Origin of the sequence: Candidatus Spongiihabitans sp. (genome assembly GCF_965237845.1) — a bacterium.
Lineage (GTDB): Bacteria > Pseudomonadota > Gammaproteobacteria > Arenicellales > Poriferihabitantaceae > Spongiihabitans.
This window is the reverse complement of record NZ_OZ250154.1, coordinates 375,232-401,903: the sequence shown is the minus strand read 5'-3', so window position 1 is coordinate 401,903 and position 26,672 is coordinate 375,232. Positions and strand designations below refer to the sequence as shown.

Annotated in this window: 27 protein-coding genes and 1 pseudogene; 14 read left to right on the top strand and 14 right to left on the bottom strand. The window is 45.9% G+C overall.

Features of this window, described 5'->3' with window-relative positions; all coding sequences use genetic code 11:
* Positions 1-84 precede the first annotated feature (84 nt).
* A complete protein-coding gene (locus ACPXXB_RS01980; protein ID WP_423908720.1) occupies positions 85-1,230 on the bottom strand; it encodes an MFS transporter in 1,146 nt (381 codons plus the stop codon).
* A complete protein-coding gene (locus ACPXXB_RS01975) occupies positions 1,231-2,022 on the bottom strand; it encodes a hypothetical protein (RefSeq protein WP_423908718.1) in 792 nt (263 codons plus the stop codon).
* A gap of 366 nt (positions 2,023-2,388) precedes the next feature.
* Here ACPXXB_RS01975 and ACPXXB_RS01970 point away from each other — a divergent pair, with 366 nt between their 5' ends.
* The 5 genes from ACPXXB_RS01970 (at position 2,389) to ACPXXB_RS01950 (ending at position 5,869) form a co-directional block, all read left to right on the top strand.
* Positions 2,389-3,723, top strand: a complete 1,335-nt coding sequence (locus tag ACPXXB_RS01970; RefSeq protein WP_423908716.1) for an aspartate aminotransferase family protein — start codon at positions 2,389-2,391, stop codon at positions 3,721-3,723.
* A 27-nt stretch (positions 3,724-3,750) separates the two neighbouring features.
* The gene (locus ACPXXB_RS01965; protein WP_423908714.1) at positions 3,751-4,614 is read left to right on the top strand and encodes a 3-keto-5-aminohexanoate cleavage protein; all 864 of its coding nucleotides are present in this window, start codon (positions 3,751-3,753) and stop codon (positions 4,612-4,614) included.
* Between the two features lie 135 nt (positions 4,615-4,749).
* A complete protein-coding gene (locus tag ACPXXB_RS01960; RefSeq protein ID WP_423908712.1) occupies positions 4,750-5,130 on the top strand; it encodes a carboxymuconolactone decarboxylase family protein in 381 nt (126 codons plus the stop codon).
* Between the two features lie 151 nt (positions 5,131-5,281).
* A complete protein-coding gene (locus ACPXXB_RS01955; protein ID WP_423908710.1) occupies positions 5,282-5,473 on the top strand; it encodes a hypothetical protein in 192 nt (63 codons plus the stop codon).
* Between the two features lie 72 nt (positions 5,474-5,545).
* Positions 5,546-5,869, top strand: coding sequence for a hypothetical protein (locus ACPXXB_RS01950; RefSeq protein ID WP_423908709.1), 324 nt, complete (start codon positions 5,546-5,548; stop codon positions 5,867-5,869).
* Positions 5,870-6,188: 319 nt separating this feature from the next.
* Here ACPXXB_RS01950 and ACPXXB_RS01945 read toward each other — a convergent pair whose 3' ends face one another.
* Entirely contained in the window at positions 6,189-6,395 is a 207-nt protein-coding gene (locus ACPXXB_RS01945) for a hypothetical protein (RefSeq protein ID WP_423908707.1), read from the bottom strand.
* Positions 6,396-6,632: 237 nt separating this feature from the next.
* Here ACPXXB_RS01945 and ACPXXB_RS01940 point away from each other — a divergent pair, with 237 nt between their 5' ends.
* Together ACPXXB_RS01940 and ACPXXB_RS01935 are read left to right on the top strand one after the other, a co-directional pair.
* Complete coding sequence (locus ACPXXB_RS01940) at positions 6,633-7,103, top strand: CoA-binding protein (RefSeq protein WP_423908706.1); 471 nt, start codon at positions 6,633-6,635, stop codon at positions 7,101-7,103.
* A gap of 44 nt (positions 7,104-7,147) precedes the next feature.
* Positions 7,148-8,434, top strand: coding sequence for an O-acetylhomoserine aminocarboxypropyltransferase/cysteine synthase family protein (locus ACPXXB_RS01935; protein WP_423910873.1), 1,287 nt, complete (start codon positions 7,148-7,150; stop codon positions 8,432-8,434).
* Between the two features lie 22 nt (positions 8,435-8,456).
* On the opposite strand, the gene ACPXXB_RS01930 is transcribed toward ACPXXB_RS01935, so the two are convergent.
* Together ACPXXB_RS01930 and ACPXXB_RS01925 are read right to left on the bottom strand one after the other, a co-directional pair.
* A complete protein-coding gene (locus ACPXXB_RS01930; RefSeq protein WP_423908704.1) occupies positions 8,457-8,870 on the bottom strand; it encodes an acyl-CoA thioesterase in 414 nt (137 codons plus the stop codon).
* A gap of 4 nt (positions 8,871-8,874) precedes the next feature.
* Positions 8,875-9,486: a deoxynucleoside kinase gene (locus ACPXXB_RS01925; protein ID WP_423908702.1), complete on the bottom strand. Its 612-nt coding sequence runs from the start codon at positions 9,484-9,486 to the stop codon at positions 8,875-8,877.
* A 153-nt stretch (positions 9,487-9,639) separates the two neighbouring features.
* Here ACPXXB_RS01925 and ACPXXB_RS01920 point away from each other — a divergent pair, with 153 nt between their 5' ends.
* Positions 9,640-10,206: a septation protein A gene (locus ACPXXB_RS01920; RefSeq protein ID WP_423908700.1), complete on the top strand. Its 567-nt coding sequence runs from the start codon at positions 9,640-9,642 to the stop codon at positions 10,204-10,206.
* A gap of 22 nt (positions 10,207-10,228) precedes the next feature.
* Positions 10,229-10,528, top strand: a complete 300-nt coding sequence (locus tag ACPXXB_RS01915; RefSeq protein ID WP_423908698.1) for a YciI family protein — start codon at positions 10,229-10,231, stop codon at positions 10,526-10,528.
* Positions 10,529-10,746: 218 nt separating this feature from the next.
* Here the strand turns inward: ACPXXB_RS01915 and ACPXXB_RS01910 are convergent, their stop codons facing one another.
* The 7 genes from ACPXXB_RS01910 to ACPXXB_RS01880 form a co-directional block, all read right to left on the bottom strand.
* Positions 10,747-13,380, bottom strand: coding sequence for a DEAD/DEAH box helicase family protein (locus tag ACPXXB_RS01910; RefSeq protein WP_423908696.1), 2,634 nt, complete (start codon positions 13,378-13,380; stop codon positions 10,747-10,749).
* Positions 13,377-13,862: a DUF4411 family protein gene (locus ACPXXB_RS01905; protein WP_423908695.1), complete on the bottom strand. Its 486-nt coding sequence runs from the start codon at positions 13,860-13,862 to the stop codon at positions 13,377-13,379. The genes ACPXXB_RS01910 and ACPXXB_RS01905 overlap by 4 nt, the downstream gene beginning before the upstream one ends.
* On the bottom strand, positions 13,859-15,046 hold the full coding sequence (locus tag ACPXXB_RS01900) for an ImmA/IrrE family metallo-endopeptidase (RefSeq protein WP_423908694.1): 1,188 nt from the start codon (positions 15,044-15,046) through the stop codon (positions 13,859-13,861). The genes ACPXXB_RS01905 and ACPXXB_RS01900 overlap by 4 nt, the downstream gene beginning before the upstream one ends.
* Entirely contained in the window at positions 15,047-16,963 is a 1,917-nt protein-coding gene (locus ACPXXB_RS01895; protein ID WP_423908692.1) for a DNA methyltransferase, read from the bottom strand. It abuts the gene before it with no gap.
* Positions 16,964-17,263: 300 nt separating this feature from the next.
* The gene (gene dnaQ, locus ACPXXB_RS01890; protein ID WP_423910870.1) at positions 17,264-18,016 is read right to left on the bottom strand and encodes a DNA polymerase III subunit epsilon; all 753 of its coding nucleotides are present in this window, start codon (positions 18,014-18,016) and stop codon (positions 17,264-17,266) included.
* A gap of 28 nt (positions 18,017-18,044) precedes the next feature.
* Complete coding sequence (gene rnhA / locus ACPXXB_RS01885; protein ID WP_423908691.1) at positions 18,045-18,509, bottom strand: ribonuclease HI; 465 nt, start codon at positions 18,507-18,509, stop codon at positions 18,045-18,047.
* Positions 18,510-18,538: 29 nt separating this feature from the next.
* Positions 18,539-19,420 carry a class I SAM-dependent methyltransferase gene (locus ACPXXB_RS01880; protein ID WP_423908689.1) on the bottom strand — a complete coding sequence of 294 codons (882 nt, stop codon included), beginning with the start codon at positions 19,418-19,420 and terminating at the stop codon, positions 18,539-18,541.
* Positions 19,421-19,567: 147 nt separating this feature from the next.
* Between ACPXXB_RS01880 and dapE the strand changes: the two are divergent.
* A pseudogene (gene dapE / locus ACPXXB_RS01875) lies at positions 19,568-21,023 on the top strand (succinyl-diaminopimelate desuccinylase); the annotation flags it as partial.
* 148 nt (positions 21,024-21,171) lie between these two features.
* Here the strand turns inward: dapE and ACPXXB_RS01870 are convergent.
* On the bottom strand, positions 21,172-21,441 hold the full coding sequence (locus ACPXXB_RS01870) for a hypothetical protein (RefSeq protein ID WP_423908687.1): 270 nt from the start codon (positions 21,439-21,441) through the stop codon (positions 21,172-21,174).
* Between ACPXXB_RS01870 and ACPXXB_RS01865 the strand changes: the two genes are divergently transcribed.
* From ACPXXB_RS01865 to ACPXXB_RS01850, 4 genes are all read left to right on the top strand, one after another.
* On the top strand, positions 21,440-23,107 hold the full coding sequence (locus ACPXXB_RS01865) for a glutamine--tRNA ligase/YqeY domain fusion protein (protein WP_423908685.1): 1,668 nt from the start codon (positions 21,440-21,442) through the stop codon (positions 23,105-23,107). The two genes, ACPXXB_RS01870 and ACPXXB_RS01865, sit on opposite strands and share 2 nt — an antisense overlap.
* Positions 23,108-23,277: 170 nt before the next feature.
* Entirely contained in the window at positions 23,278-24,345 is a 1,068-nt protein-coding gene (gene sohB, locus ACPXXB_RS01860; protein ID WP_423908683.1) for a protease SohB, read from the top strand.
* A gap of 14 nt (positions 24,346-24,359) precedes the next feature.
* Positions 24,360-24,881, top strand: a complete 522-nt coding sequence (locus ACPXXB_RS01855; protein WP_423908682.1) for a gamma carbonic anhydrase family protein — start codon at positions 24,360-24,362, stop codon at positions 24,879-24,881.
* A gap of 141 nt (positions 24,882-25,022) precedes the next feature.
* Positions 25,023-25,430 (top strand): hypothetical protein, encoded by a 408-nt coding sequence (locus ACPXXB_RS01850; RefSeq protein ID WP_423908680.1) that lies wholly within the window; start codon positions 25,023-25,025, stop codon positions 25,428-25,430.
* Positions 25,431-25,432: 2 nt separating this feature from the next.
* Here ACPXXB_RS01850 and ACPXXB_RS01845 read toward each other — a convergent pair whose 3' ends face one another.
* Positions 25,433-26,650, bottom strand: a complete 1,218-nt coding sequence (locus ACPXXB_RS01845) for an O-succinylhomoserine sulfhydrylase (protein ID WP_423908679.1) — start codon at positions 26,648-26,650, stop codon at positions 25,433-25,435.
* Between the last annotated feature and the right edge of the window lie 22 nt (positions 26,651-26,672).

Here is a 26,672-nt window from a genome sequence, read left to right as displayed (position 1 = left end):
ACACCAAAGCGGCTGGACGATCAATAAAATCTAAGAAATCAGTTTCTAATATACGTTGCAGTCTTCGTATAAATTTCTGTTACGCTATACGGGTTTGCGGTGCGATGGAAAACAACAGATAAGACCCGCACACACTATTCCTACAATATTAAACAGCATGGATTGGCCAACAATAGGCGAGAGGAAACCACCCATTATTGGGCCAATACCTTGTCCTAGAGAAATTAAAAAAAATGTCGCACCGAAACCGATGGAGGGGTGATCGTGATATAGTTGCATGCTCCAGATGCCAAAGATGGCCGTGGCCGCGATAAAACCCACACCGAAAAATGCGGCCGACAAATAAATGCCCAACACTGTGTCTGCGATGAGGGGCAGGGTTCCAATGGCCAGGGCAACGATGAGCACCAGGGTTTGATAGGCAAGTTTTAGCCCCAGCGCATTGACGATTTCTCCGGCGAAGCAACCAAAGATGCCGGATACGCCAAGCGTGACCCAAAAGATAATACCGGCTTTGGAATCGCTGGATAAATGGCGCAACAAATCAACTGCATAAGTCCAGTAGATGGCTGTCACGACACCAAACAATAACGCGGTGATAAACAGGCCGGTTGCTGCGGGGTTTTTGAGAGTAAAAAAATATCCGAGGGGGGTGGTTTTTTGTTTGCCGGCCGCAGGTTTGGATACGGGAATGACCAAGCCATTCCATACGGTTACAACAAGCGCAAGGGCGGCAAACGCAAACCAGGCAATCCGCCAATCGGCACCGGCATACAGAGCCAACGGACCAGCCAGTGCAACGCCAAAACCAGTTCCCGAATTGATCCAGGCATAAACGGTATTTTGCTTTTTCACCTCGATATGGCGAACGATCACATCCGAAAAAGGCGGGTAGGCGAGGCCCGGACTCATACCTGCCACAAAAACCCCAAGCACCAGGATAAAGGGCGTTTGGGCGAGCGCGATCAAGAGCATTCCGACCGTGGCGGCAGTGCCGCCTAAGATGACAGGCAATCTCGGTCCAAACAGAGCTGAAAGCCATGCGCTCAAAAAAATTGCTGTCAGATATCCCACATAGGAGCTGCCGGCGATTAATCCGATGGTTTGAGACGAAAGATTGAAGGCATCACGGATTTCTGGGAGGAACAGGCCAAAACAATAGCGGGCCAAACCATAGGTTGCGGCAACGATTGATAAGCCGGCGGCAGTCAACATGGGAATGTTAGGCATTTAATAGACCCTACCGGCGTCTGGAAAACTGAAACAAGAGGGTTTCATCATCGGTGGAATTTTCCCAAACGATTGAGAAAAACCGCCGCGCTGGCGGTAATATTGATATTGTTGTCGGTTGGGCTTTAAACAAAAATTGGAAACAAACAAATACCGATCCCGGTTTGTATCGATAAATTCCTCGCACAGGATAGCCGTATAAATGATACTGTTGTCAATAAGCGTAACGGGCAGAAGAAAAAACCGGTTCAGCGAAGGAGGTTTTTGACCGATGAATTGCTCAAACGCAATGCGCGAGAACCGCTGCATAAGGGGATGGGCATAAATTCGGAAATTTGCGCCGCATTGCGCGCGTTTAAAAGCTGGACTTCGGACAACAACAGATCCCCCTCGCGCGCAATCCGGGAAAGCCAGCCCGACATAAATATGGGGATCGTCATTACCCTCCTGAAATCCGAGCATGGTTATTAGTGTAGGGGCATTTTGCTTGTCCAAAAACTGGTCTAGCCGGAATTGCCCAAATGAAGTGACGGCAAAATCGATGGGGGTGTCCGGCAATATGTCCTTTAGAACGGGGCGCATATGGGTTTGGGATGCCGGGTTGATATCCACCGCGATATAGCGCTCAATCCTGACGTCGCAATTGAGTAAATTTTCGATGATGTAGCGGGTTTTGACCGGCTCTGGTCCCAGTTCGGCATAGACTAATGGGCGTGCCGCCAAGTTCCGCAACGAGGTGTTTGCAGATGACGCACAACGCATCGCGCAATGCCGGGCCGTCCACGGACACACGGCCTAGATTTTCTGATTGCACCCCTAGCTTATTTAGCTCGGCCATCGTGTGATAGACCTCGCTCAGATAATCGTGTGAAATCAGCGGCTGTGCGGGATCGTGATATTTGGCTTTATTGTCTTGCGTTAGAATATTGGCGAATGGGAATTAGTATGAATTGAAAGTGTATTTCTGACACGATGCTGTAGCGAATGGTTCTCTGATGTTTGTACTTGAAATGGGTGCTGTGAGTGGAGCAGTTGTAAGTTCATTTGCATCCTCTATTTTGCTAAAATGATCAGGAAGTAAAGTATAACCCCCTATTACAAGCAATCAAACACCTTGAAAAATAAACTGAAAAAATAAACAGGTCGAATAAACCTATCATGAGTTATATATTTCATCGAAACTTGCAAAATGAGTACCCCAAAGCCGTGCGCGGCGAAGGGGTCTATCTCATTGATCAACAAGGCAAGAAATATCTCGATGCTTCCTGTGGCGCTGCGGTTTCCTGTCTTGGCCATCATAACCAATACGTGATCGACGCGGTCAAATCCCAATTGGACAAATTACCTTATGCACATACCGGTTTTTTCACCACCGAAGTCGCCGAGCAATTGGCAACCCTGTTGGTCGAGCGCACGAATCAAGCGCTGAACAAAGTTTATTTTTTATCCGGCGGGTCTGAAGCCATCGAGACCGCGCTGAAAATGGCGCGCCAGTATTTCGTCGAAATCGGCCAGCCGCAACGCCAGTATTTCATCTCGCGCCGACAAAGTTATCACGGCAATACTATTACCGCCTTGTCTGTGGGCGGGCATTTCGGGCGACGTCAAGTTTATCAGCCGATATTGAATCGCTCGCATCACATCTCCCCGTGCTATGCCTACCGCGGGCGCAATGAAAACGAAACCGAGCAAGAATACGGACTGCGCGTCGCCAATGAACTCGAGCAATCAATCGAGGAACTTGGCGCCAATCAGGTTATCGCGTTCATTGCCGAAACCATTGTCGGCTCGACCGTGGGCGCGGTGGTTGCGGTGCCGGGTTATTTTTCCCGCATAAGGGAAATTTGCGACCGTTATGGCGTGTTACTGATCATGGATGAAATAATGTGCGGCATGGGCAGAACGGGCCAAACTTTCGCCTTTCAAGACGAGGGCGTAACCCCCGACCTGGTTAGTATCGGCAAGGGTTTGGGCGGCGGCTATCAAGCTATTGCGGCGACCCTGGCGACTCACAATATCTTCGATGCGATTAACGCCGGCAGCGGCAATTTTCAGCACGGACATACCTATATCGGTCATCCGAGTTCCGCCGCCGCGGCCCTCGCCACACAACGATATATCGATAAAAACAATCTGCTTGAAAATGTCCGAGTCCGCGGGGCGCAACTCTCCGAGGCTCTTAATCAACGATTTGCCGAGCATCCCCATGTCGGCGATATTCGCGGCCGAGGTTTGTTCCTCGGCATCGAATTGGTGAAAGACCGAATTGAAAAAACGCCTTTTCCGGCCGACAGTAAATTGGATTTAATTATCAAACAAATTGGAATGGACAATGGCATCATCGTCTATCCTGATGCCGGCACCATAGACGGCAAGCGCGGGCATCACATCCTGCTCGCGCCTCCTTTCATCATCGAATCAAGCCATATCGAAGAAATCGTCGACAAACTGGATACTACCCTTAATTCGGCGATTGAGCATATTTCAGATTAGGCTTGTAAGTTCCCATTTTACCCAGCAATGAGCACCCCACTAATCATCGCCCCATTAATAATCGCCTTGGCGCCCAACGGCGCGACCAAACAAAAAACCGATCATCCTGATTTGCCGCTCAGCCTGAATGACATAGTGGATACCGCATCCGCCGCTTGGGAGCTGGGCGTCACGCTGCTGCATCTCCACATCAGAACCGATGACGGAAAGCATAGTCTCGATGCGGCCATCTATAGAGACACCATCGCGGCTATTCGGCGCGCCATCGGGAAACAGATGGTCATTCAAATGACTACCGAGTCGGTCGGCGTTTATTCTCCGCCGCAACAGATTGCGGCAGTGCAATCAATCCGGCCGGAAGCTGTTTCGGTGGCATTGCGCGAATTGATTCCAGTTTCGGCGGATGCCAATTCATTGCGAGAAAACCAAACTTATGAAAACACGGCTTCAAAATTTTTCCATTGGCTGCGCGACGAAAAAATACTGGTTCAATATATCCTTTTTTCCGTAGCCGAAATTGAACGCTATCATCAACTATTGAATCGGGAAATTATTCCTGCCGATGGTCACAGCGTTTTATTTGTGCTTGGCCGCTACACGACAACCACCAATCCGGGGCCTGAATTATTATCGCAATACCTGAATTTATGGGCGCGCAGTCAGAGTTGGATGGTGTGCGCCTTCGGGCAACATGAATTTGATTGCTTGCAAAGCGCGGTTCACAACGGCGGGCACATCCGCGTTGGCTTTGAAAACTGTTTGCTGATGCGCGACGGTGCTGTCGCCAAATCCAACCAGGCATTGATTATGCAAAGCAAGAAAATGGCGGCTCAATTAAACAGACCGCTTGCTGACAGCGAACAAACACGAATACTGCTTGGGGCAACTTAATGGGCACTCATAAGGGGCAGTAGTTTTTGATAAAACCCAAAAAACTGCCCCTAAAACAAACCCGAATGATACTTGGAGCGACTTAATTAACAGATTCCTTAGCTCCGGGAATCAACAAACCCAGAGAGATCACTAATGGATAAAAAACGTTTTGAATTGGGCCTGGCAAAACGCAAGGCCACCCTTGGCGCGGAATATGTAGAGAAAAATCTTGAGGCCGCGGACGATTTCACCCTGCCCTTTCAGGAAATGATGACGGAATGGTGCTGGGGTTTCGGTTGGGGCGACGATTCCATCGATGAAAAAACCCGCTCGATGATGAACCTGACCATGCTCGGCGCCTTAGGGAAAATGCACGAATGGGAAATACATTGCCGTGGCGCAATCACCAATGGCGTGACCAAAAAGCAATTGCGCGCAATCATCCACGTCATCGCTATTTATTGCGGCGTGCCGCAATCGCTGGAATGTTTTCGAGTGGCGAAAAAAGTAATTGAAGAAACTGGACTGGAATAATGCACAGCGGAATGTGCGAGCGGCACATTTACCCGGATTGTGTTCGGCCGTGTCGGTAAAAATTATTTTTATTCATTGAATCGTTTGATTTACAATGTGGTGAAATACAATATAATCAAACAAGGCGTTTTACTTTTAGAGGTATTAAAGTATGAAATTTAGAGCTGTTGAATTTATGAGAAAGGCTAGAGACCAGATAAGCAAAGATATCCAAGGTATGTCGTTTGAAGAAGAAAAAAAATATTTAAAACAACATAGTAAATCCTTTGCTTATTTAACAGAAAAATCACCTAATAAATCATTCCAACGGACGGCTAACGCCGCCGCTGAATTCAGGCATTAGTGCTTCCTTCCATCTTTCTATTATTTTTAATAGAAGGTTTTGGAGAAATAAAATGAATTTTGGAGAAATAAAATGAAAAAGTCAATTTTAATAATGTTTAGCATAGCGTTTTTATCAAGTTGTGCTGGCGTTAATATTAAACCTATCACAATAACCGAAGATGGAAGTTCGCATGGTACGGGTAATAATTTAGATGGATATATCCTATATGCACCAAAAGTTTTTGTTGTGGTAAAAAATATCGAAAATGATTGTAAAATCACATCCTTTCAAATGCCAGATTATAATAAGCCATTTACCCTGAATTTAAAAAGTGGGTTAGGAAAAATAGATACAACTATAGAGATAAAAGACGGTTGGATGCTACGGTTGGATGCTGGGGAACATCAAAGCTAATATTGATAATACATCTGTCCTAAAAAACATAAAAAATGCATCGTGGTTAAGTACTTCAAATGATAAAGGAGAATGTGGTATGGAAAACGGTATCTATAGTTTGGAGAAAACAGACAATCCTTTAGTACTTAAAAAAGTAAAGATTGATTCCGAATAAAAACTGCCTAACAAAAAAGACAAGGGGACACAAACATTAATTACTTAGGGTCATAGGAAGTTACGCATCACCAAATGTGTGCTAAGCTTCTGAAATGACTATCAAAAACAGGTATTATCGCCGTTCCCGAATCGCAGAGAAGACTTTTCGTCGAATTATTCGCTATTTCGCGATGGATTTCTCGGCTTCTGACACCGCGCGGTTGGTCCCGGTCAGCGTGCGCTCAATCAACTCGGCTACATAAAATTGCGCCAACGATTGGTGCAAGAATGCGAGCGACATGCCAACCTGGCAGGCTGTATAGAAGTGGATGGGTCGTATTTCGGGACCAGGCGCCGGCGGCAAAACCATCGTGTTTGGTTTGTTCAAACGCAATGACCTGGTTTACACCAAGCGTTTTCTTTGCATTTGCGGGATAAATCTTCTGACAAACAAAACGTAAGCATGCGTCTATCCCAACAACGGCGCCAAATGGCGACTAAATAACGTAAGTGATTTTCACTCAGGATTGGCGATAACTCATGGTTTGCAGAAACTATTGTAATTCTTGAGATTGGTCAGTAGTTTATAATTCCGCGCAATAACAGAATCGGCACAAAAATAATTATGCTCAACACCAACGCATTGCGGAAAATTTTGCTGGAAAATAATACGGTGGCGATAGTCGGGCTTTCCGACAAATGGCATCGCCCCAGTTACTTCGTCGGCAAATATCTGGTTGATCACGGTTACAAAATAATTCCGGTCAATCCGAACCATGAACAAATTCTAGGGCAACAATGTTACCCCGACCTGGCTTCGATTCCTCATCCGGTGGATATCGTCGATCTCTTTCAGCGCGCTGACACGACCCCGGATTATGCGCTGCAAGCCATCGAAATTGGCGCAAAGGTGCTGTGGCTGCAACTCGGCATCATTAATCAGGAAGCACAGAAGTTGGCGCAAGACGCGAACTTAAAATTTGTCATGAATAAATGCCTCAAAATCGAACATGCGCGCATTTTTGGCGGACTTAATTTTATCGGCGTGGACACTAAAATAATTTCATCTTCACGCATCAAGGTTATTTCAAACTAGACCGTAACACGAGCAATAACACGAGCGATAACATGAGCGATAACATGAACGACCACGAATTTGGATTTGACACGCTGTGCCTACATGCCGGAACCCAACCCGACCCGGCCACCGGCGCCAGAGCCACACCGATTTATCAAACCGCGTCCTATGTATTTGACGACACCGAACACGCGGCCAGTTTATTTAACCTGCAAACATTCGGCAATATCTACACCCGCCTGATGAATCCGACCACTGCCATGTTCGAGGAACGTATGGCGGCGTTGGAAGGCGGACGCGCCGCAGTGGCCACCAGCACCGGCATGGCGGCGCAAATGACGGCATTGCTGACCCTCCTTAAACAAGGCGATGAACTGGTCTCAGCCCGCACGCTGTACGGCGGCACGGTTACGCAATTTGCGCTGACATTCAAGCGCATGGGCATTAAAACGATTTTTGTGGACCCGGATGACCCACAAAACTTTGCAGATGCCATCACCGATAAAACCCGGGCGGTTTACGGGGAAACAGTGGGCAACCCCAATAATAATGTGCTTGATCTGGAAGCCATTGCCGAGATTGCGCATGCCCATAAATTACCACTGGTCATTGATAATACCTTCGCCTCTCCTTATCTGTGCCGACCGTTTGAACATGGCGCTGATCTGGTGGTGCATTCCGCCACCAAGTTCATCTGCGGTCATGGCACCTCAATGGGCGGCATTGTTGTCGAGTCTGGAAAGTTTGACTGGGGCAACGGAAAGTTCCCGGATATGACCGACCCATCCGAGGGTTATCACGGCGTTAAATTCTGGGAAACCTTCGGCGACTTCGCCTATACCATGAAAGCGCGTTGCGAAACATTGCGTACAATGGGACCCGCTATCAGCCCGTTTAACGCTTTTATGATGTTGCAGGGGCTGGAAACTCTGCCGTTGCGTATGCAGCGCCATGTGGAGAATGCGGGAAAAGTGGTGGATTTTCTGAAATCAAGCAAAAATGTCAGCTGGGTAAAATACGCCGGGGATCCAGATAATCCGTATTTTGAACTCGGCAAAAAATACCTGCCTAAGGGGGCCGGCTCAATTCTTACATTTGGTGTTCGTGGCGGTCAGGAAGCCGGTGCGAAGTTTATCGAAAGTGTGCAATTTCTGAGCCATCTTGCCAATGTCGGCGACGCTAAAACCCTGGTCATCCATCCTGCTTCCACGACCCATCGTCAACTCAACGAGGAACAACAACTTAAAGCCGGCATCAGCGCGGATATGGTCAGGATTTCGGTGGGCATTGAAAGTATTAACGATATTTTGTGGGACCTTGAGCAGGCACTGGAGAACGCGCAAAAATAATTGTCCTGCCATTATCCTGCTGTTATTCACTGTCAATACGTTTTATAACAGTCGGTTTTCGGTGTTGGTCAATTGAGACATAAGTGTATGTCGCCTCGGTTACTTTTAGATTTTGTTCCGCCGATTGCTTACGCCTGACCCAGGTTTCGATGTGTATGGAAATCGAGGTCGTGCCGATTCTTGAAGTCTTGCAATAGCAACTCACCTGATCGCCGATGAAAACCGGCAGGTGGAAGGTCATGCCTTTGACCGCCACGGTAACGATCCGACCTTTGACGATGTAGCTCGCATAGATCGCGCCTGCCAAATCCATCTGCGACATTATCCATCCGCCAAAAATATCGCCGCTCGGGTTGGCATCCGCAGGCATGGCCACGGTACGCAATGACGGGGCGTGTTTTTTTCGGAACGTGCCTTCTGGGAACTGGTCGGGCATTACACTAGATTATTGGGTTAAAATAGTGTCGCCCGGATGAAATGGCGTATATTTCCTGTAACAACAACTCATAGTGCTCATCATTATTCAGAAAATTCAAACTTTCTGCATTAACCATTAATAACGCCGAATTGTGGTAAGACAAAAAATATCGGGCGTAGGATTCGGTCAGCCGCTCCAAATAATCACGTTCCATGTTGCGTTCAAACAACACCCCTCTTCTGCGGATGCGACTCACCAGTACGTCGGTAGGCGCTTGCAAATAAATCACCAAATCCGGGGCTGGAACTTCCATGGCAAGTCGCTGGTAAACCTGTTCGTACAAGTATAATTCGTCTTCGTCCAATGTTATACGCGCAAATAACGGATCCTTTTCCAACATAAAATCAGCAATCCGAAGGGATGTAAATAAATCGCCCTGGCGAAGCTCGCTTGATTGGCGCACCCGTTGGAAAAGGAAATATAACTGGGTTTGTAGGGCATATTGTTCGGGGGATTTATAAAACCGCTCCAAAAACGGATTTTCAGACGATTGCTCCAGCATCAAGGCGGCGCCGAGGGACGACGCAATCTTTTTGGCCAGGGTTGTTTTCCCCGCCCCAATTGGGCCTTCCACAACAATGTATTTTTTGTTAATTACTTTGCACCTCTTTGCTTATGTCATTCTTGCTTATGTCATTTTTGTTTACTTCATTGCGACCAACTTCGTATACTCTCATGCTTTCAACCTTTCCGCCAATTAAACACTCTTAATTCAAATGTCGCAACTATGAAACTCCTGTTTGATCTGTTCCCCCTGCTCATCTTTTTTGGCGCATTCAAATTTTACGATATTTACGTCGCCACCGGGGCGGCAATTATCGCCACATTCATCCAGGTTACGGTATTCTGGGTCAAGAATCGCCGATTTGAATCGATGCATATCATAACTTTGGTTATCATCACCCTTTTTGGCGGCCTGACCATATTGCTAAAAGACGACGTATTCATAAAATGGAAACCCACCGTGGTCAATTGGCTGTTTTCCGGGGTGATTGTCGGCATGTTGTTGTTCGCGAAAAAATCCGCATTGGAATATGTTATGGGCAAGCAAATCGCCTTGCCCGACGCGGTGTGGAAAAACCTGAACTGCGCCTGGGCGATATTCTTTTTAGTCATGGGCTGCCTCAATCTTTATGTGGCGTTTTACTATAATGCAGACGCCGATGCGGCAATCCGCACCGCAACCTGGGTGAACTTCAAGGTCTTCGGATTGCTCGGACTGACCTTAGCGTTCATTATTGGACAGATGTTTTTTCTGTCCAAACATATCAAAATGAATGAGCCAAATAGATAGGCCAAACAGACAGGAATGAATAATGTATTACACCATTTACGCAAAAGATGTTGCAAACAGTCTGGAGAACCGACTAACCACGCGCCCGGCCCATGTCGAGCGGCTGAAGGATTTGGTTGACCATGGCCGATTGTTGGTTGCGGGACCCAATCCTGCGATTGACAGCGAAGATCCGGGCGCCGCCGGTTTCACCGGAAGTTTAATCATCGCCGAGTTTGATTCCCTGCAAGCCGCCCGAATTTGGGCCGATGCCGATCCTTATTTAATTGCCGGGGTATATGAAAGCGTGGAAGTGAAACCGTATAAAAAGACGCTTCCCTAGAACAGCGACATCCGTACCTGCCAACGCGTACCCAATCCAGTCGGAATCGACGATTTATGCCCCCGGCATGAAAAACCGCAGATTATTCGATACAATGTCCGGGTTTGTTCTGGATTTTGCATTCCGTTGTCCAAAAATGAGACTGTTTTCAACTAAAAGAATAACCTGATTTCCATATCCCACGCTCGCAATAGGCGGCTTATACTACCTATACTTCGTTATTGAAGCAAAGCACTAAATTCTTTCTCAAATTCAGGTTTGGTTTCTGTTTCATTATAAAATGGCATTCCCCAAATAATGCAGTTTCTATCTTTCCATAGTTGTTCAACCTTATGTTCAGCCTGCAATTGCATCAAGAAATTGTTCTTCCATTCATCATATTTTATTAAATGGCTTCCTTTGGGTTCAATGAAAACCTGACAATGCAATGCAGGTTTATTCTTCCCAATTAAAACCAACACAAAATCGGGTTCAAATACACGCCCGTCATCAAAATTAAATAATTTGAGGTGTCGCTCATTGCGTAGCAAATAAACTTGCGAATATCTTTGCTTTAGTTGCTCTACAACTTTGGCGATATATCTAACAAAATATTTTTCTTCGGTGGTGCCGTAGTTTTCGTTAAACACAAACCAATCCTCGCCGGATAAATCCATGTTCAAATCCGGCTTAGTCGTCTTACTTTGAGCAATGCCATACTCTTTATCACTGTTACCATCATTGACAATATTGAGTGTTTTATCTATAAAAAGCTCTTTGACGCTATACGGCTTAAATTCTTTCGTGCCTTTATAATCAACATTTTCAGCCTGTAATTGACTGCTTAATTTATTTAGTAAGCGGATAACAACATCCAATTTATTCTCTTGAGTTAAATGACTAACCACATCATCAGAACCTTTAACTTCAACTTTTATTTTCCCAAGATAATGATCGGATTGAATAAACTCAGACAGGCTCTTCAAATACGGGAACAGTCGTTTTAAGTTTGAAAATCGATACTCAGGAAATTGGCTTAATGCTTTCTTAATGATGCTGGAGCCGAATGATTTTATAAAGTAATTCTTTTGCTTGTTATTGACCCTTAGTCCTGATTTAGATTCAAAGACCGTTGACGATTGAGAAAAACCAGACAATAACGGGAATTTATGGGTAGTTTCTATAAAAGAAGTACTGATGCCGGTCACATCCTCACGAGCATATTTCACTCGCTCATTCTTAAAAACAGAACCCGACTTATAAAATGGTTTCTTTTTGAAATCAGCTTTTAAAAACAAGCTCAACTGCTGACTTTCCTTTGCTTTAATACCGATTTCCTCTAACGCCATGTGCAATTCTTGAATATAATTTGGATTGTAAGCGCTGTGGTAATACAACTCTTCACATAGCTTTAATTCATGCTCATTTTCATTACCTAGAACATCGTATTTGCGCTGATAAAGTGACTGATCATCTTCTAACCTAAAAGGGCAATATCTCGCACCACGTCCAATTAGCTGCGCCTCTGATATGGTGGTCTTCCCCGGCCGGTTAGCTCGTGCATCGCGTGTATCGTACAAGCGCACAATATCAAACAGGTTAAGCACATCCCAGCCTTCATTCAGTTTATCGACCGCAAAAATAACACGGTATTCATTGTCCCTGTCTTCTAATGTATTGACTGCAATCTGTTTCTGTTCTGATTCATCTTTTGAATTAACAGAGATGCACTTATTTTCAGCAAATTCTTCTTGTAACTCTAAAGCTAGATTTTCCAGTGTAATTTGATTCTCTTCAAAATAACGAAACACACCAGATAAAACACTATCCAGATTAGGATTACTCTTAATTTTTACCAGGTCATTACCCTTTAAACCTTTTATCTTGGCAGTAAATTCATCGTAGAAAGCATTAGACTCTTTAATTGTTTTTGATTTGAGCAAAATGACAGGTTTTATAAACCAACCGTGCTTTTCAAATATTTTCCGCCTGAACTGGTTTAATAGAATTGCCTGCAATGCCCGATCAAACAACTGAATATCTGATTGTAAAACTTTGACCTCTTTAGAATATCCATCTAAGCGAAAAGCCTTTAGCGGGTAATCAAAAATTATTTTATCTCGATATTTTTCAACAATTTGTTCATTTGTTAAATCTATCGTAGCGGTAAATTCCAGCAGGATATTTTCAGTATTGGCTTTGAATATTTTACTTACCGTTGATTCCCAACTTGTCAAATCAAACATTTCAGATTGATTCAAGTCTTTGGCTCTTTTAGTTTCTGCATTAATGTGATGCGCCTCATCCGAAATCAAGACGATTTTCCCGCTTTCAAAATCATCAAAAGTAATACTGTTTTCTCGCGGCGTATTCAGGCGAGCATGCAAGCCCTGGATGGTTGAAAAAACGATATTTGTATCGTCAGGGTTAGCCGCCTGGAAAGTATCGACTTCTTTAATGCGTATTTGTTGGTTATTGATCTGCACTGATTCATTAAACAGGTATTTTGTAGCAATCGTATTGAGGAAATTATCGCGGGTTTTGTTGATGATATTGGTGCTATTGACAAAAAACAGAAAATTCCGATAGCCTTGGTTATACAAATAGAGCATCAGCCCGGCCATTATCAGCGTTTTACCGCTACCCGTTGCCATATGGAATAAGGTTTGTACAGGGGCACTCTTTGGGCGGATAGTGTAGCTTTCTATGTAATATTTAAAACGACCAAAGGCTTCAAGCTGGTAAGGCCGCAGTTCAAAAGCAAGGTTTAGATTGCCGACGATGCAACCAGGAATGTTCTGTTGATAATAATCACTGCCCCCTAAAAATTCTGCGCCTGTGGTTAGTTTTTCATGGAGCATAGGCTCGTTCATTTATTACCCCACAATTCTGCTCTAATATCGTTAAGTAACGCTTGACGTTGTCCAATATATTGGGGCAAGGAAATACAGTTGATACTTATTGATCGACAGCAAGCAACTATATTGTTTTGTTTGTTAGGATTTTCTTGTGTTACTATAATTGCGCCATTGGATTGGGCTAAAGCGATAACTACCGGATCCGCATTGACCTTGCTTGGTTTTTTCAATATCCCGGGGAATCTGTTGGAAATATTTGCAATACTACCCTGTAGTTCAGGTTGTGTAGGAATGAATAAATTAGGCCGACCCTTTACCCATTTTGTCAGCGGATCATCCACTTTTTCCTCAAGTTCTTGTCTCACTTCTACTGGCGATTGGATAATCTGTTCTTCAATATCGTTTTCGATGAGTTTGGCAACATCTTGAAAGATTCCAACAGGATAAATTTCATGCCACCAGGCAATAAACGCGCTGGTATCAAACAGGTAAGTCACGAAACCCACCTATGCAACGGGAATTGCAATCTACTTGACAAATCACCAAGATACTTGAGTTTTATGCGCAAAACATCATAAATCTCGGTGGCATTGACACTACCTTGTTCATAAGCGGTTAATACGGTTAGAGTGAGCAACTTTCCGCAACGGTCAAGCACCTGTTTATCGGGAACAGTTCTACCACCGCTGGGTCTGTTTTTCAGTCCTTCCAGGTAGAGTCGCCGGTATTCCACAAGCAACGAGTCCAACGTTGCCTGGTTAATAAAACCCAGCACTTTTAATCTAACAGCAATTGCGCTATGGCTTATTTTAAGATCAGAGACCAAAGCTTGAATAGTCGTTTCAGGATTATCGTTATCATTCCATTGAGATTGAAGATAATCGTCATTAATAAGGACATTGGAAGCAATGCGGTTACATGTCGTTTCCACAGGGTCATAGCCCGCGACTTCCTGTCTGAAATCTATTTTGGATATACCGCTGTTATCATCCAGCAACAAATGCGCTAATTCATGCACCAGTGTAAAAATGCGCCGTGCAGGGCTGTCCGCAGGGTTGAGAAGAATTAAGGGAGCGTAGTTATCATAAAGCACCAACCCGCTGTATTCAGCACGATCAATTTTGCGCGCCGCATGGGTACCGTTGCTGGATACAACAACGCATTTCGCTTCAATTTTTTCTATCCAATAAGACAGGGCTTCTTTATCATCCATAAGATCTTCAATTTCTTGTCTATCAATCCCCAGCCATTGCACGACCCAATCAGCAATATGCTGTATATTTTTTTGATCCGAGAATGAACCCAACCAGTCCAAAGGTTTTTCGTTTTCATTTTGCAGATATTCGCGCATCCATGATTGGCGGTCACGCGCATCGCGTATGGCATAACAAAGTTGGTAGCTATAAGGTTGGCGGGCATCGGGGCGGCGAAAATCTTTGGGGGGTTCCTGCTGCCATTCTTCAGGAATGTTTTGCAAGTAGAGAACAGGCAATGAAACTTTGTACTTGTCAGCCAATTTCCGTGCATCGCTCAACTTAACTTCCTGCGTGCCCGATTCCCATGCGCTAATTTGCTCAACAGACCGCTTTATTTTGTCAGCAGCCTGCTGCAAATCCAAACCCATCTGCTCTCGTGCCCAGCGCAAAGTGGCGGGGTGTATCGGCACTGTCATCGTAGCCATCTAACTATCCCCATAAAACTTCTTGTTCAGTTTTTTATCATCATCTGATATTTGATAATCCGCATCGTCAATTTCAGAGTAATTAACATAAAGCTGGTTTTTATCCAGTACGACAATCAGGAATTGTTTTTGCTCTTCTATGGATAAGGCTTCAAACTCGTGGATATTTTCATTGATGGATTTTGGTTTTATTTTGTAGCTGATGAAGTCGGCGTTTTCGATTTCATGCCAGATTGCTTTTAAGGCTTTGCTGGTGCGGGCTTGTTCGATCTTGTCAATGATATTGGCGTTGTGTTGTCTGAGTTCGCAGTAGATGAATGAGCCACCGCCTTGCCAGTTGACTGATTTGGAAATGCCGCCTTGTTCACCGACAATGACTTTTTTGAGTCGTTCAATAGTTATGTCTTTCACATAATCCATCTGCTCAATTAAAATATACTTGCGGTTTATTTTATGTGCAACTGCTCCGCTGGTTCCGCTCCCTGAAAAGAAATCTAAAACTAAATCCCCTTCTTCCGTGGTGTATTCTATGATTCTACGCATTAACAATTCATTTTTAGGATACGAAAATGCTTTTTCCCCAAATAAATCAACGATTTCATCTGTGCCTTTTTTATTGCTCATTTCCCTTAACAACTCATCCATTGCTTTATTTAGAAAGTCCGATGAAACATAAGCTTTATCAAAATCGCTTCCTTTTTTAGCAATTTCTTCCGATTTAAATACTCGCATAGCGGGTATTTTGATATTTAAAAAATCATAATCACCGGGAAAAACAATTTTATTATTTTGGATATACTCATCCACAGTATCAATCGTAATCGCCCAACATCTATTAGGATTAACTGGGTACTTGATGCCATTTTTCGGGTTTATTAAGGTGAAATCCGAGTTAGGTCTTTCATCTGTAGTTCTTTGTGTGGTTATATCTGTTAATCGCCATTCATCATTTGGAAAATCATCTGATTGGTGATATTTCCTAGCCATATATCGGTGAAATAAACTTTCTTTACTATCAGCCCTTTTTGTATAAATCAATATCCAATCATAATCTTGTGACAATTTATATGGCACATCACTTTTACCGCTTCTGGTTTTTCTAGGGATAGTCGCTAGAAATTTATCACGCCCAAACACTCCATCAGACAACACCTTTAAATAATGCAACTCTCCGTCTCCAGCGTGGATGAATATCAATCCATTGTCCATCAACATATCTTTGGCTATTTCCAACCTGCTTTTAATAAAAGTCAACCAGGTAGAATGATTAAAACTATCATTATAACCAAAGCTATCTGATCCCGTATTATAAGGCGGGTCAATATAAATCAGCTTCACCTTGCCCGCATATTGCTTTTTCAAACAATGCAAAGCCAGTAGATTGTTGCCCTTGATAATCAGGTTATCATCAATGCCAATGCTTTCTACTTTATGCTCGCCTTCTTTATCGTATCTCTTGAAATTGGTTAATACCTTCGGGTCAAGCAAGCGGTCAATCTCATCCGGCACTAGCGTTTCATTCCAAAATATCTCTTTACGTTTTTGCTCCTCTTTGGTTTGTCCGCCCTGCAACACGCAATCCTTGTACGGCCAGGACAAAACCACTTCCTTGCTTTCGCTCAGATATTCATTATCCGAGGTCAAGCCGATTTTGTTTTTGAACGCGGTGTAACTGTCGGGCAGAAATTGTTTATTGGAAACAAAACTTTGAAATGCCACCTTGTCAAACACATAAGTCCCGCCGACGTCGGCGAAGAAATGTTTTTTAAGCAACACATTCTTCAGCAACAACCCAATCAAATCCGCATCCATCGCAAGGGCAAGCTCAACGATTTTATTTTTCACTAACTTACCATCAATAACTAGCCGTTCATCGCTTTGCAGTGTAGTTTTTAATTCTTCTAACAAATTTTGCATATCTGTATATCTTCCTTATCAAATTTCATCTATTGACTTGAAGTTTTTGACACATAACGCAGAGGTAAGCAGCCCCTACCAATTACCTTTGATTGCATCTCACCTGGTTTGCGTAGTTCCGGGAACACAGCGCTGAATTAAAAACCGATTGGGAATTAAGTCTTGTGTTCCCAGAATTTGGGAATTTTATCTTGTTCCTGAATTTTAACCCATATCGTACTTGATTCACTGTACTTGATTGAGCGCCTGCTCGGATTTTCTGTTTCGTCAGCGTTAGCCCACCGCAATTTGCGATATAAATCATTCCATCATTTTCAATTCACTATCCGCCACCTTATCCCATACCACATCGTCTTTCGACTCCTTGCGCAACAGCGCCAGCCATTTAGCATGTTGTTCTAGTTCTTCCGTATTGGCTTTAGTCACGGTAAGTTTTTTTACATCTTGAGGATCAATTTTCACCGCCTTGCGCTGACTTGATTGCATTGCTCCGGATTGCGTGATTAAGGCTTCCGATTCGCCAAGCAATGTCGTCTGGCCGCCGGTCATTTGCAGATAAACGTCCGCCAGAATCTCGGCATCCAATAACGCGCCGTGCAGGGTGCGTTGGGTATTATCCACACCATAGCGCCTGCACAATGCATCCAGGTTATTTTTCTGCCCGGGGTGCTTGTGTCTTGCCATTATCAGGGTGTCCAGCACCTGACAATGTTGTTCAATTACGCCGTCACCGAGTCCAAATACCTTAAACTCATGATTCAAAAAGCCCAGGTCAAATGGCGCATTGTGGATAATCAACTCCGCGCCTTTGAGGAATTCCAATAATTCCACGGCAATGGCATTAAAAACAGGTTTGTCTTTAAGGTATTGATTTCTAATGCCGTGAATCTCAGTCGCGGCTTCTTCGATCTCTCGCTGAGGATTGATATAGCGGTGAAACGTGTTATCGGTCATTCGCCGATTGATCATTTCAATGGCGCCTATTTCGATGATTTTATGTCCCTGGCCGGGTTCCAGCCCGGTGGTCTCGGTGTCTAAAATTATTTGTCTCATTGGACTCATTGTTGGTTAATTGGGTTGGTTAATTAGGTTGATCAATTCCGCGATTCGCAAGCGCGTCTGCACGTTCATTGCCAGGATCGCCGGCGTGCCCTTTTACCCAATGCCAGGTTATGCGATGTTGGGATGAAAGATCGTCCAACGCCTCCCAAAGATCTCTATTCTTCACTGGTTTTTTATTCGCCGTTTTCCAATTGTTTGTTTTCCATTTTCTCAGCCACGCCTGAATGCCGTTTTTCACATATGTGGAATCTGTGTATAGTTCTATTTCGCAAGTCTTGGTGAGCGCGCTTAGCGCTTCAATGGCTGCCCTCAATTCCATTCTGTTGTTTGTGGTTTCCTTTTCTCCGCCATACAATTCTTTTTCGTGTTCTCCAAATATTAACCAAGCGCCCCATCCCCCTGGGCCTGGATTTCCTCGACACGCGCCATCGGTATATATGACCACTTGCCTCCCATGGTTAATCTTCCCATGGTTAATTTTCATATTGAACTCTCATGTCAAACAAGCCGGTATCAGTTTTTTGTGACCAGCTTCAAGCCAATTCTTGCGGCCCGCTGGGATATGGGCTGAGCCATACCGGGGATGAGTCTATGCCATGTTCGGGCACTTTTCGACAATGCGGTCACTGCCATTTCTCGTTTCCGACCAACAATCACGTATACCCCACCTAACCCCGGCCACCAGCGCTCTCCGGCTTTTTCGATAAACGCCAACTTGTCCCGCCATTTGTCGGATTGCACGGGTGGCTGCCAGCATGTCATCGCTGCGCCCACCAAATCAAATCCAAGCAGCGCCAGCCAATCCTGCACCCGACCCACCCGATAGTAATGACCATCGGCATGACTATCGTCATAATTATCCCAGGGCGCCTGTTTTTTATGCCCGTCTTTTTTATGCCTGTCTTTTTTATGATGTGTGAATAATTTTATCATGCCGTAAAAGCCGATTAAATTAAATCCAATGATCACGATACAGCCTTCGGCAACCAGAATCTGACTGGTTTGCCGTAGAACTTCATGCGGGTCGGGACAAAAATCCAGCGTGTGCGGCAATATGACCAAATCATGGGTTTTTTCGGGAAACGGCAATGCGGCGCTGGCTGAAACGGCGTAATGGCATTGCTCATTTTTTTCATGGGCATTTTGCACAGCCGGATCGATAGCCCGGCGCCTAACGCCAGATGATTTTTCATGCTGCCCGTTGGTCAATTGAGCCTGATAGTGGGTGTCGATCACAAATCGTGAGGACACTTCTATTCCTTCGAAATAGTTTGCCCAGGGCATCCCGATCTGCAGACTGCGCGCATAGTATCCGGACGGGACTAATTGGGTGCATTTCTCTTTTTCCTGGTTAATAATGGAATACCCTAAAGATGTTTTGAACCATTTGTTCATCGGCTTATTTTAATCTATTTTGGCTGCATTGTTTGCGCCGATTATTTATCGCCAAGGCGAAAATACGGCGGAAATACCGTGATTCATTATTCGCTTTTTATCGTTACAATATGCACACAATAAAACTTTAGCCACCCCATTGCAACGATGTCACATTCAGCCACCATAGAACTGGCCAGGGACTTGGTCTGCCTGCAATCAGAAACGCCCAATGATGCGGGTTGTCAGCAGCTATTATCACAGCGTCTGGCTGCAATCGGTTTCACTTGCGAGCAAATCAACTTCCACGATGTGACCAACCTTTGGGCAACTCGAGGGCTTGAAAATCACAAGCCAACAAAGCCATTGGTGGTTTTTGCCGGACACACCGATGTGGTGCCCACGGGGCCATTAGAGCAATGGTCGATTCCGCCCTTTGACGGCGCCATACAGGATGGCATGCTGCATGGCAGAGGCGCCGCGGATATGAAAGGCAGCATCGCCTGTTTCGTAACCGCGTGCGAGCGTTTTCTTGAAACTCATAATAATCATAGTGGCGGGGATTATCGCGGCACAATCGGCTTGTTGATCACCAGCGACGAGGAAGGCATCGCCAAATGGGGCACCAAAGCGGTGATCGCTGAGTTGGATTCCCGGAATGTCAAGATCGATATGTGCATCGTCGGCGAACCCACCAGCTCGGAAACATTTGGAGATACCGTAAAGGTCGGGCGTCGCGGTTCAATCAACGGAAAGTTGATAATCAGAGGCAAGCAGGGCCACATCGCATATCCCCATCTCGCCGTAAATCCGCTGCACACCGCCCTGCCCGCACTCGCCGATCTGGTTTCAAGGCGATGGGGCCAAGATGAGAACCAGGACGAGGGCCAGAATGAGAACCAGGATGAAAACCAGGACGAGAACCAGCGCAACGGATTTTTTCCGCCTACCGGCTTCCAACTGTCCAATATCAACGGCGGAACCGGCGCATTGAACGTTATTCCTGGTGAAATTCAAATTGATTTCAACTTTCGCTATTCCCCGCAAACAACCGACATCAAATTAAAGAAACAAGTCGAAGCAATTTTATGCCAGCACAACCTGGATTTTGAACTCCAGTGGGGAATGCCCGGTTATCCATACCAAACCAAACCGGGCGCATTGGTGGATGCGGTCGTGGCAAGCATCACCGAGGTTACGGGCTACTCGCCAACCCTGTCAACCACTGGCGGCACTTCGGATGGGCGTTTTATTGCGCCCAGCGGGGCGCAGGTGGTAGAGTTTGGTCCAATCAATGCCACCATCCACCAAATCAATGAACAGGTCTCGACCGCAGACCTAGATCTATTGTCGGCATGTTATGAAAACATCCTGACCCGGCTATTGCATAAAAATTGACCCTGACTTGAGAACGGGAAAACATGATGTCATTGTCACACGATTCCCGCCAGAACCGAATGGTTACTTGCATATTGGGCATGCCAAATCAATTTGGCTGAATTTTGGAATCGCCGATGATTATAACGGCAAATGCACCTTGCGCTTCGACGACACCAATCCGGTAAAGGAGCAAGCGGAATTTGTCGCCGCCATCGAACAAGATGTACGCTGGCCGGGATTGACAATATTCGCAAACTGAAACGTGGAAAAATAAGATAAGCAAATAAAATGGTTATTATAGGCAAGATGGTACATATGTGAGAGGTTGCTGGCGTGGTTGATGAGCGGACGGGTGACACTGATGGAGAAAGTCGTGTTCTCTATCAGAGAGTTTAAGGATGATGGAAAAATACTGACAACATCCATACTCTGTCCCCAAGAAGCATGTGGTCTCGGTCGAAATGAGACTGACAATGCAACCAATGCCTAACCGCTTGAAATTCGCTATACTCCACGTCCATTGTCAAACTGTCCATTGTCAAACCGTCCATTGTCAAACCGCCCATTGTCAAACCGCCCATTGTCAAACCGCCCATTGTCAAACCGCCCATTGTCATACCACCCATTGTCATACCACCCGTTATCAAGCCCACTTTTTTCATGTCCGACACCACCAAACCAACCAACTTTATCCGTCAAATAATTGACCGAGACTTGAGCGCGGGGAAACATGATGTCATTGTTACGCGATTCCCGCCCGAACCAAATGGTTATTTGCATATTGGGCATGCCAAATCACTTTGGTTGAATTTTGGAATCGCCGATGAGTATAACGGCAAATGCACCTTGCGCTTCGACGACACCAATCCGGTAAAGGAGCAAGCGGAATTTGTCACCGCCATCGAACAAGATGTACGCTGGCTGGGCTATCAATGGGGCAGTATTGCCCACGCATCGGACTACTTTAATCAACTTCACAGTTTCGCTGTTGAGTTAATCGAAAAAGGGCTTGCCTATGTGGACAGCCTTACCGCCGAAAAAATTCGGGAATATCGAGGCACCCTGACCGAACCCGGAAAGGACAGCCCCTATCGCAGTCGAAGTAGTGATGAAAACAGCGAAATGTTCGCGAAAATGCGCGCTGGCGAGTTTGCAGACGGGGAACATGTTTTACGCGCGAAAATTGATATGTCCTCTGCAAACATCAATTTACGCGATCCGGTTATTTATCGTATTCGTCACCATCATCATCAACGCACCGGTAATGCCTGGTGCATCTATCCGATGTACGATTTTACCCATGGACTCAGCGATGCCATCGAGGGTGTAACCCATTCGCTTTGCACTCTTGAGTTTGAAGACCATCGTGCGCTGTACGACTGGCTGCTGGACAACACTTCCGCGCCTGGCCATCCGCAACAGATCGAGTTTTCCCGTCTTAATCTCAACTACACAGTAACGAGTAAGCGCCTACTGACTCAATTGGTGGAAAACGGAAACGTGCAGGGATGGGACGATCCGAGAATGCCGACTATTTGCGGATTACGGCGACGCGGCTTTACCCCCGCGTCGGTACGAAATTTCATCGCCGCCGTCGGGATTACCAAAAGAGACAATGTTATCGAAATGGGCGTTTTGGAAAACAGCATTCGCGAAGATTTGGAGCCCATTGCGCCTCGTGTCATGGCGGTTTTACGGCCGCTCAAAGTTGTCATTGAAAACTACCCGGAAGGCGAGTATGAAGAAATCGAAGCGCCTAACCATCCGCGAGATGCGTCCATGGGGACGCGCACCATCACCCTGGGCCGGGAAATTTACATCGAACAAGATGATTTCATGGAACGCCCGCCTGATCAGTTTTTCCGTCTTGGCCCCGACCGGGAAGTTCGTCTGCGCTATGGTTTTGTTATTCGCTGCGCCGAGGTGATTAAAAACCAGTCTGGCGAGGTCATGGAATTAAGATGTCAATACGACCCTGATACGCGTCGCGGCCGCCCGCCTGAAGGCCGCAAAGTGAAAGGCATTATCCACTGGGTATCGGCTAATCATTGTGTCGAGGCGGAAGTTCGGCTTTATGATCGGCTTTTTTCGGAAGCCCATCCTCAAGCCGACAAGAGTCGGGATTTCAAACAGGCGCTCAATCCAAACTCCCTGAATATACTGCCACATAGCAAGCTGGAAGCCAGTTTGGCATCGCCGAAACCGGATGTCCGATACCAGTTTGAACGGCTGGGTTATTTCTACGCCGATAAGGATAGCAGCGCGGGAAATCTGATTTATAATCGCATTGTAACTTTGCGCGATACCTGGTCCAGAATTACTGGATAACCATAAAAGCAATAATTTGAGACCTTTGCATAATTCAAAATACTATCGGAAGTGGGACTTTAGTCCCGCCATCGGCAATCATCTTGCGCGGCTAAAGCCGCACTTCCGGTAATTATGCAAAGGTCTCAATTTACAAAAGCACAAACTCAAAAAAGGGCTACTAAACTAATATGCAATTTCTCGCTGAATACGGCCTGTTCCTGGCCAAAGCCATCACCATTGCCGCCACAATACTGATCGTTGTGGGTGGCGTTATCTCCCTGGCAATACGTCAAAAGAAGACCACGGAAAAACAATTGGAAATAACTCACCTCAACACCCGCTACGAGGAAATGGAAAAAACCATTGCCTCCGCAGCCTTAACTGAGGCGGGATTAAAGCAGAAAATGAAGGCCGACAAGAAAAAAGCGAAACAACAGGCCAGGGCCGAAAAGAAAGCCGGAAAGACAGCTAAAAAAGAGGCTGACACGGCTGAGAAACCCCAGAAAAAACGATTATTTGTACTTGATTTCGACGGCGACATAAAAGCCACCGATGTGGAAAACATGCGCCAGGAAATCAGCGCATTGCTAACCATCGCCGGCAAGGAAGATGAAGTCCTGGTTCGATTGGAAAGTGGCGGTGGAACGGTGCATGGTTACGGATTAGCCGCATCTCAATTACAACGCATTCGTGATCAAGGCATCCCGCTTACTATTTCTGTTGATAAAGTGGCGGCCAGCGGTGGTTATATGATGGCCTGTGTTGCTAATAAAATCATTGCTGCGCCATTTGCAATCATCGGCTCTATTGGCGTGCTTGCACAAATACCCAATCTAAATCGTCTCCTGAAAAAATATGATGTTGATTTTGAGCAATTGTATGCCGGAGAATTCAAACGCACGTTGACGCTGTTTGGCGAAAACACGGCTAAGGGTCGCGCCAAAATGCAGCAGGAACTCGAAGAAACCCATGAGCTGTTCAAGAGTTTTGTAAAATCCCAACGCCCTAGTCTGGATGTGGATAAAGTGGCCACCGGAGAACACTGGCTCGGCACCCGGGCATTGGAACTTGGATTGGTTGACCAACTGCAAACCAGCGATGATTATTTGATGTCGTTACGAAACGATGCCGAGCTTATTCTGATCGAATACTCTGAAAAGCAAACGATTGTGGAAAAACTGTCACAGTTAATGACAACGAAATGGCGACAGCAGAGTAAACTGGTTGAGGATGTTGATAAGCCGTTGCTTATGTAGGCGGTATGTAGCCCATGATTTACACGCTTGCCGATCGAATACCGGAAATAGCGATCAGTAGTTTCGTCGCGCCCAGCGCAGATGTCATCGGCCTGGTGCGCATCGGCGAGCAGGCCAGTGTTTGGTTCAATGCGGTACTGCGCGGTGACAACGAATTGATACACATTGGCAATCGGTCGAATGTTCAGGACGGCAGTGTTTTGCACACCGACCCGGGCATGCCGCTTACGCTTGAAGACAATGTCACGGTCGGGCACGGCAGTATGCTGCATGGCTGCCACATTAAAACCGGCAGTTTAATTGGCATCGGCAGTGTCATTATGAATAACGCAATAATCGGGGAGTGCTGCTTGGTTGGGGCGAATGCCCTGGTTACGGAAAACAAGGAATTCCCGGATCGAACCTTGATTTTAGGCGCCCCGGCCACGGTTGTCAGAGAGCTTACTGACCAAGAGGTTGAGGGCGTGAAACACGCTGCGGAAATTTATGTTAGTCGGATACCACAGTATCGAAACTTAAAATATTATTCAAATTAAGATGTATCAACTGTATGGCAGTTTGGGCTGCGGATCGTGCGCAGTCGAGATGACTCTGGCGGAACTCGGCGCAAGGCGCCCGCATGACAATGTCCGGATGGCACTGTCATCACAGAATCCGTTGTCATCATTCTGTGGTTGTTGGAAACCCATTCAGATAACTGCCTGCTACCCATAATTGGAAGCGCAGAACGCGGTCAGGCATTGCGATGGCTGGTATTTCTCGCTACTGAGATTTATCCGATGGTTGAAATTATTGACTATCCAGAAAGATTTTCACCGCAATCCACCGGTCCCGAATCGGTTCGAAAAACAGTTAAAGAAATTTGGCGTCAGCGATGGCTTGTCGTTGAACAGCGTGTTTCGGGTGCGTTCCTGTTAACCGGCGGTTTTTGCGTCACGGACATTTACATCGCAGTGCTAAGCCGTTGGGCACAACAGGAAAATTGGCGGCCAGGTAATATTCCAAGAGTTGAAACGTTATTCCAAGCCGTCGCAAGCCGACCGCTGTGCAAAGAAATATGGTGCAGGAATTTCCGTGATTGGTGAATTTAGCGCCCCGTCGCTTTTGTTCGAGTCGGCGCAATTTTATCCAGGCCAGTTTTCAGGTCTCCGATTATATCATCGACATGCTCCAAACCCACCGAAACTCGAATCAATGAATCCGTTATTCGCGCGCGGTCACGTTGCTGTTGCGTGATTCTTGCGTGGGTCGTGCTCGCTGGATGGGTAATCGTGGTTTTTGCGTCGCCCAGGTTTGCGGTGATGGAGATGAACTCGGTGGCATCGATAACTTCCCAGGCTTCGTGCTTCACCCCCTTGACTTCAAATGAAACGATGCCGCCAAATCCGCTGTGCTGGGATTTCGCCAATTTGTGCTGGGGATGGGATTCAAGCCCCGGGTAGTAAACCCGGTTTACCGCCGGATGAGCCTCCAGCCATTGCGCCACGGTCAGCGCATTTTCACAATGTTGTTTCATTCGTAATTCCAGCGTCTCCAATCCTTTGCTGAAGGTCCACGCATTAAACGGACTCATGCACGGCCCGGTAGTGCGTAACATTGCGAACAATTCATCGTAGATTTTTTCATCATCGGTCACCAATGCACCGCCCACACAACGGCCCTGTCCATCAAGGTATTTAGTCGCAGAATGGACCACGATATGCGCGCCCAGTGACAATGGCTGTTGCAGCGCTGGCGTGCAAAATACATTATCTACTGCGAGCAATATTCCCGCTTGGTTGGCAACTTGTGCGATGGCAGCAATATCGGCGATTTCGCAAAGCGGGTTTGACGGGGTTTCCAAAAATATCAACTTTGTACTGGGTCGGATTGCACCTTTCCACTGTGCTGTATCGGTCAAACTAACGAAGGTGGTTTTGATATTGAATCGACTAAAGTACTTGGTAAACAGCGACACTGTCGATCCGAACAAGCCGACTGATGCGACTATGTGATCGCCACCACTGAGCAAGGCAAGCACCAAACCAGAGATTGCCGCCATACCCGAACAAGTGGCAACACAATATTGCGCGCCCTCCATAGCAGCCAGGCGATTTTCGAATCCGGCGACGGTGGGGTTGGTAAATCGGGAATAAACATTACCCTGTTGTTCGCCACCGAACCGGTCGCTTGCCTGTTGCGCATTTTCAAAAACATAGCTCGATGTCGTAAAGATCGGCTCGCTGTGCTCCTGCTCAGCAGTCCGCCGATGACCGAATCGTATTGCCGTAGTTTGACGATGGTATTTTTGTGACTGTATTGACATTTTTCGCGCCTCAACATTATCT